Source organism: Rhodopila sp., from assembly GCF_035548235.1.
Classification (GTDB): Bacteria; Pseudomonadota; Alphaproteobacteria; order Acetobacterales; family Acetobacteraceae; genus Rhodopila.
The window spans coordinates 1-7,192 of record NZ_DASZTJ010000255.1; the positions used below are offsets into that span (position 1 = coordinate 1).

The 7,192-nt window shown below is 65.9% G+C and carries 4 protein-coding genes; 3 read left to right on the forward strand and 1 reads right to left on the reverse strand.

All coding sequences use genetic code 11. From position 1 onward, the window contains the following. Together rbbA and VHB27_RS20645 are read left to right on the forward strand one after the other, a co-directional pair. The coding region (rbbA, locus tag VHB27_RS20640; RefSeq protein ID WP_325604095.1) for a ribosome-associated ATPase/putative transporter RbbA at nt 1–2,508 on the forward strand (2,508 nt) is incomplete at its 5' end. Between the two features lies 1 nt (nt 2,509). After that, entirely contained in the window at nt 2,510–3,622 is a 1,113-nt protein-coding gene (locus VHB27_RS20645; RefSeq protein WP_325604097.1) for an ABC transporter permease, read from the forward strand. 55 nt (nt 3,623–3,677) lie between these two features. Here VHB27_RS20645 and cofH read toward each other — a convergent pair whose 3' ends face one another. Continuing rightward, complete coding sequence (cofH, locus tag VHB27_RS20650; RefSeq protein ID WP_325604099.1) at nt 3,678–6,026, reverse strand: 5-amino-6-(D-ribitylamino)uracil--L-tyrosine 4-hydroxyphenyl transferase CofH; 2,349 nt, start codon at nt 6,024–6,026, stop codon at nt 3,678–3,680. Between the two features lie 96 nt (nt 6,027–6,122). Here cofH and VHB27_RS20655 point away from each other — a divergent pair, with 96 nt between their 5' ends. After that, a complete protein-coding gene (locus VHB27_RS20655; protein ID WP_325604101.1) occupies nt 6,123–7,073 on the forward strand; it encodes a TIGR03619 family F420-dependent LLM class oxidoreductase in 951 nt (316 codons plus the stop codon). The last annotated feature ends 119 nt before the right edge of the window (nt 7,074–7,192 follow it).

Sequence of the window (7,192 nt, forward strand, 5' to 3'; positions counted from 1 at the left end):
GCCGAACATCGCCGCCGCACCTGCCCGCGCATCGCCTACATGCCGCAGGGACTGGGCAAAAACCTCTATCCAACGCTCTCGGTATTCGAAAACGCGGATTTCTTCGGCCGCCTGTTCGGCCAGGACCGATCCGAACGGGAGCGCCGGATCGGCGGATTGCTGGAGAGCACCGGCCTTGCCCCGTTTCGCGACCGGCCGGCCGGCCAACTCTCCGGCGGCATGAAGCAGAAGCTCGGCCTCTGCTGCGCGCTGATCCACGATCCGGACCTGTTGATCCTCGATGAACCGACCACCGGCGTCGATCCGCTCTCGCGCCGGCAGTTCTGGGACCTGATCGACGCGATCCGCGCCGGCCGTCCCGGCATGAGCGTGATGGTGGCGACAGCCTATATGGAGGAGGCGGCCCGGTTCGATTGGCTGGTCGCAATGGATGCGGGACGTCTCCTCGCGACCGGCGCACCCGCGGACCTGCTGGCGCGGACCGGCGCTGCGTCGCTCGATGGCGCCTTCATCGCGCTGCTGCCGGAAGAAAAGCGGCGCGGGCACAGGGAAGTGGTCATTCCGCCGCGCGGCGTGTCGCGGGATGAGGAACCGGCCATCGTCGCCGACGGACTGACCATGCGGTTCGACGCCTTTACCGCCGTCGACCACGTGAGCTTCCGGATCGGGCGCGGCGAGATCTTCGGCTTCCTCGGCTCCAACGGCTGCGGCAAGACGACGACGATGAAGATGCTGACCGGGCTGCTGGCCCCCACCGAGGGGACGGCAACGCTGTTCGGCCGCGCCGTCGAACCCGACGATCTCGAAGTGCGGCGTCGGGTCGGCTACATGTCGCAGGCCTTCTCGCTCTACAGCGAGTTGACGGTGCGGCAGAATCTCGACCTGCATGCGCGGCTGTTCCGTCTGCCGCCCGACACCGTTCCCGCGCGCATTCAGGAGGTGGCGCGGGATTTCGACCTGGCTGGCGTGATGGACGCCCTGCCTGACGCCTTGCCGCTAGGCATCCGTCAGCGGCTGTCGCTTGCGGTGGCGATGATCCATCGCCCGGAGATGCTGATCCTGGACGAACCGACCTCGGGCGTCGATCCGATCGCGCGCGACGCGCTGTGGCAGCTTCTGGTGAAGCTGGCGCGGGGTGACGGCGTGACGATCTTCATCTCCACGCACTTCATGAACGAGGCGGAGCGCTGTGACCGCATCTCGCTGATGCATGCGGGGAAGGTGCTGGTCAGCGATACGCCCGCGGCCATCATCGCGGAACGCGGGACGACGACGCTGGAGGATGCGTTCATCGCCCATCTGGCGGCGGCCGGCGGAACGCCTCCCGTGATGGCGCCTCCTGTCGCCGAGGCCGCGGATGCCGTGGTTCCGGAAGCGGACCGATCATTCTCGCTGCGGCGGATGATGAGCTATGCGCGGCTGGAGGCATTGGAACTGCAACGCGATCCGATCCGCCTGACGCTGGCCCTGGTCGGCAGCGTGATCCTGATGCTGGTGATCGGCTACGGCATCAACCTCGATGTCGACAATCTCAGCTTCGCCGTGCTCGATCGCGACCAGACGGTGAAGAGCCAGAGCTATGTGCTCGACATTGCCGGTTCGCCCTATTTTGTCGAGCACGCGCCGATCACGAGCTACGACGACCTCGACCAGCGGATGCGCAGCGGGGAACTGAGCCTGGCGCTCGAGATTCCGCCCAACTTCGCGCGTGACGTGGATCGTGGGCACAGCGTCGAGATCGGCGCCTGGATCGATGGGGCGATGCCGCAGCGGGCAGAGACGGTGCGGGGCTACGTGGTGGGCATGCATGCCGACTGGCTGGCCGCGCAACTGGAGCGTCGGCTCGGGCGCGGCGCGGCGGTCCCGTTCCGGATTGAGACGCGCTATCGCTACAACCCCAGCATCGAAAGCATTGTCGCGATGGTGCCGGCCGTCATGCCGATGCTGTTGATGCTGATCCCCGCGATGCTCGCCGCGCTGAGCGTGGTGCGGGAGAAAGAGCTAGGCTCCATCGTCAATCTTTATGTCACGCCGGTGACGCGGCTGGAATTCCTGCTTGGCAAGCAGACGCCGCTGGTCGGGCTGGCGCTGATCAATTTCCTGCTGCTGTTCGCGGTGGCGCTGCTCATCTTTCGGATCCCGTTCACAGGCAGCTTCCCGGCCCTTGCCCTGGGCGCCTTGCTCTACGTCATGGCCGCCACCGCGTTCGGGCTGTTCATATCGAGCTTCATGAACAGCCAGATCGCGGCCATTTTCGGAACGTTGATCCTCACCTTGATCCCGGCGCTGCAATTCTGCGGCATCATCGACCCGGTCTCGTCTCTGGAAGGCGCCGGCGCGGTGATCGGGCGGATCTTCCCGACGACGTATTTCGTCGTCATCGCGCGCGGCACGTTCTCGAAAGGGCTCGACCTCGCCGCGCTCGCGCCGCAATACGGACCGTTGCTGGTCGCGACGCCCGTTTTGGTCGGTGCGGGGGCGGCGCTGCTGCGCAAGCAGGCGCGCTGACATGCGGCTGGGCAACGTATGGCAGTTGGGCATCAAGGAACTGCGCGGCCTTTGGCGCGACCCCGCCATGATCGTGCTGATCGTCTATGCCTTTACTGCCGCCGTGTACGCGCAGGCGACCGTGCAGCCGGAGACGCTGAACAAGGCGCCGATCTCGATCGTCGATGAGGATCGCTCGCCGCTGTCCGAACGGATCGTGAGCGCGTTCTACCCGCCTTACTTCACGACGCCCGCGCTGATAACCCGCGATGAGATGGATCGGCGGATGGATGCTGGGATCGATACGTTCGCACTGGACATCCCGCCCGACTTCCAACGCGACGTGCTGGCGGGGCGTTCGCCGGCGATCCAACTCAACGTGGACGCGACGCGGATGACGCAGGCATTCAGCGGCGCCGGCTACGTGCAGACGATCGTCTCGAATGAAATCAGTGCCTTCCTCGCCCGCAGCCAGACGCCGGAGACACCGCCGGTCGACCTGGCACTGAGGGTACGCTTCAACCCCGACCTTACGCATTCCTGGTTCGGTTCGGTGATGGCGGTCATCAACAGCATCACCATGCTGGCGATGGTCCTGACCGGCGCGGCGCTGATCCGCGAGCGCGAGCACGGCACGATCGAGCATCTTCTGGTGATGCCGGTGACCGCCGTCGAGATCATGGTGAGCAAGATCTGGTCGATGGGCCTTGTCGTGTTCGTCGCCGCCTTCGTGTCCCTGCTGCTGATCGTCCAGGGCCTGCTCCACGTGGTGGTGCAGGGATCGGTCGCCCTGTTCATGGCCGCCTCCGCGCTCGACATCGCTGCGGCGGCCACAATGGGCATCGCGCTCGCGACGGTCGCGGAGTCCATGCCGCAGTTCGGGCTGCTGATCATGTTGGTGCTGCTGCCGTTGCAGGTCCTGTCGGGCGGCATGACGCCGCGCGAAAGCATGCCGGAGATCGTCCAGAACCTGATGCTGCTGGCGCCGAACACCCATTTTGTGATCCTGGCGCAAGCGATCCTGTTCCGCGGCGCCGGCTTCGATCTCGTATGGCCGCAGTTCCTGACGCTGTTCGGGATCGCGGCGGCACTGTTCGGATTCGCGCTGTGGCGGTTCCGCGGGTTCCTCCGCTGATCAGACGCCGATCCGATCGATGCGCGGCGTGGCGACGCCGCACCGAGGACGGACGCTATTCCGCCGCGACTTTCCGCGGCGGGGTCTGCACGATCGGGGCAAGTTCCGGCGCCCCGAAGGACACCTCCCGCCGTTCGTTGCCTACCGGACGATAGACGGTGTCGCGCTGCGTCGGTGCGCGGCCGATTCCGCCGATCAACGTCTCCATCGCCTCGGGCGGGAACTCCTGCCCGTGCTGGGTGCCGGCCGCGCGGCTGATGCTTTCGTTCATCAGCGTGCCGCCCATGTCGTTGGCGCCGGCCTTGAGGCAGAGCGCGGCCCCCTCGGGCCCCATCTTCACCCAGGAGGTCTGGATGTTGGTGATCAGCGGATGCAGCGTCAGGCGGGCGACGGCGTGCATCAGCACCGCCTCCCGCAGTGTCGGGCCCTTGCGCGCCAAGCCGCGCAGATACATCGGCGCTTCCATGTGAACGAACGGCAGCGGAACGAATTCGGTGATGCCGCCGGTCTGCTCCTGCACGTCGCGCAGCACCAGCAGGTGACGCGCCCAGTTCAAGGGAGATTCAACATGGCCGTACATGATGGTGGACGTCGTGCGCAAACCCAGCTTGTGCGCAGCTGTCACCACATCGATCCATTGCTGCGTATTGATCTTGTCCGGGCAGATCACCGCTCGGATTTCATCGTCCAGGATTTCTGCGGCCGTGCCAGGCAAGGTCCCCAGACCGGCGTCTTTCAGCCGCGACAGGAACGCGGTCAGGGACAGGCCCAGCGTCGCCGCGCCTTGGGTGACTTCCAGGGGGGAGAAAGCATGGATGTGCATGCCGGGGATGGCGGCTTTGATCGCCTTGCAGATGTTGATATACGTTTCGCCTGTGTAATCGGGGTGGATGCCGCCCTGCAGGCAGACTTCGGTCGCCCCGCGATCCCACGCTTCCCGGGAACGGCGGACGATCTCCTCCATGTCCAGGTCATAGGGCGTGCCGCGCAGGTCCTCGTGCGTCTTGCCTTTTGAGAACGCGCAGAACTTGCAGCGATAGTAGCAGATGTTGGTGTAGTTGATGTTGCGGTTGACGACGTAACGAACCGTCTGGCCGCTGACCTCCTTGCGCAGGGCGTCGGCAGCTTGCAGGACGCGTTCGTAATCGACGTCGCGGGCGGCGAACAGGCGGATGATCTCTGTTTCCTGCAGGCGGATGCCGGCGATGGCGCGGTCGATGATGCGGTCGATCTGCGGATCGACCCTGGTCAGGCGGACGGGCTTTTCTTCCGTCGGCCACACCAGGCCGGGCGCCCAGTCGTCGTCGCGGGCCCAGCCCTCGGCGTCGGCAAGCTGCATGACGCGCGTGGCGACAGGCGGATGCAGCCAGCGGCCGGCGTCTGCGGCCCAGGCCGGATAGACCGGGAGTCGCTGCACCAGGATCTTGTCGCATTCGGCGGTGCGCTGGGCGAGCGCCTCCAACTCCGGCCAGGGCGCTTCCGGGTTGACGTGGTCCGGCGTGACCGGCGACACGCCGCCCCAGTCATCGATACCGGCGCCGATCAGCGTCGGATACACGCCCGGCGACAGGTTCGGCGGCGCCTGCACATGCACATCCGCCGGCAGGATCAGCCGAGCGGCCGCGATGGTCCAGAGCAGGTCGTCGAGGTCGGGCTCGTCGGCGTCGCGCAGCTTGGTGTCCGCCTTGGCGCGGAAGTTCTGCACGATCACTTCCTGGATGTGGCCGTATTCCAGATGCAGGTCCCGGATCGCCGCCAGCGCCTCCAGCCGTTCGGTCCGCGTTTCGCCGATGCCGATCAGGATGCCGGTGGTGAACGGCACCGCCAGCTCGCCGGCAAGACGGATCGTTTCCAACCGAACCTTAGGTGCCTTGTCGGGGGAGCCGTAATGCACGCCGCCCGGCTGGCACAGCCGCTCGCTGATCGACTCGAGCATGATGCCCTGGCTGGCGGAGACCTCGCGCAGCGCCGCGATCTCCTCCCGCGTCATCACGCCGGGATTCACGTGCGGCAGCAGCTTGGTTTCCTTCAGGACCAGCGCGCACATCTCGCGCAGGTATCCGATAGTCGTCTCATGCCCTAGTGCTGCCAGGGATTCGCGGGCGGCGCGGTACCGCAGTTCGGGCTTGTCGCCGAGGGTGAACAAAGCCTCGGTGCAGCCTGCCGCCTCGCCGGCGCGGGCGATCGCCAGGACCTCTTCGGCCGACAGGTAGTTGGGGACGCCGGCACGAGGCGTCTCGGCGAAGGTGCAGTAATGGCAGACATCCCGGCACAGCTTGGTCAGCGGGATGAAGACCTTCCGCGAATAGGAGGTATTGCGCCCGAACGCGGCGTCGCGCTTGTCCGCGGCCTCCGCCATCAGGTCAGCCAGCGGCGTTGTTTCCAGCCAGGTCAGATCGCTCATGCGGCATGTCCGTCCGAATGGGGCCAGTTGCCCTTTGGGACAGCATCGTGTGCTATCGCGCCCCAGAACACAACCGCACGACGACAGGAGGAAGCCATGCAGATCGGATGCAGCGCCCCCACCAGCGGCCCGCTGATCGATCCCGACAGCCTGCTGAAGATCGCCACCGAGGCCGAATCGCTGGGCTTCGACTACGTCACCGTCAGCGATCACCTGATCATCCCGACTTCCATCGCGTCGCGCTATCCATATTCCGAGAGCGGCGAATTCCCATCGGGCGCCGCCGCGCCGCGGCTGGAGCAACTGACGGCCGCCACCTTCATTGCCGCTGCGACGACGAAACTAGGGATCGTGACCTCGGTGATGGTGGTGCCGCATCGTCCGGCCGTGCTGACGGCGAAGATCCTGGCGACGATCGATTATCTGTCGAAAGGCCGGCTGACCCTGGGCATCGGCGCCGGCTGGTGCGAGGAGGAGTTCAACGCCATCGGCACCGAACCCTTCGCCGAACGCGGCGCCGTGACCGACGAATACATGGCCGCATGCCGGGAGTTGTGGACCGCCGATCATCCGAAATTCGACGGAAAGTATGTCAAGTTCCAGGATGTGCTGTTTCCGCCCAAGCCACCCGGCCGGATTCCGATCTGGGTCGGCGGTGAAAGCGGCCCGGCCCTGCGGCGCACCGCCCGCTACGGTGACGCCTGGTATCCGATCGGCACCAACCCGCAATTCCCGATGGACACGCTCACGCGCTACAAGGCGGGTGTGGCGAAGCTGCGGGGGATGACCGAAAAGGCCGGCCGCAGCCCGTCGTCCGTCGGTCTCGCCTATCGTGTCTCCTCGAACCCCGAGGCGCAGCCGAAAGGCACCGTCGATGGCGAGCGCAAGCTCTTTACCGGTTCGGCCGTCGATTATGCCGGCGACATCCAGGCGCTTGCCGAGGTCGGGGTCACCGCCTTCGATTTCGGGCTGTTCGGCGCCGACCTTGCGGCGACGATCGACAATATGCGTCGCTTCCGGGACAACGTGATCGCAAAGGTGCGCTGATGCAGCTTGGTATTACCGTCGACATGTCCGGCGCGCACCCGAAGCTGGACATGGATCGCGTCCTGGAAGCGGAGCGGCTGGGTTTCCACCAAGTCTGGTGCGGCGAGTCATACAGCACC

What these genes read in the sequence shown, in the direction of transcription:
- cofH (WP_325604099.1), bottom strand. Translation starts at nt 6,026, where the DNA reads ATGAGCGATCTGACCTGGCTGGAAACAACGCCGCTGGCTGACCTGATG.
- VHB27_RS20645 (WP_325604097.1), top strand. Translation starts at nt 2,510, where the DNA reads ATGCGGCTGGGCAACGTATGGCAGTTGGGCATCAAGGAACTGCGCGGC.
- VHB27_RS20655 (WP_325604101.1), top strand. Translation starts at nt 6,123, where the DNA reads ATGCAGATCGGATGCAGCGCCCCCACCAGCGGCCCGCTGATCGATCCC.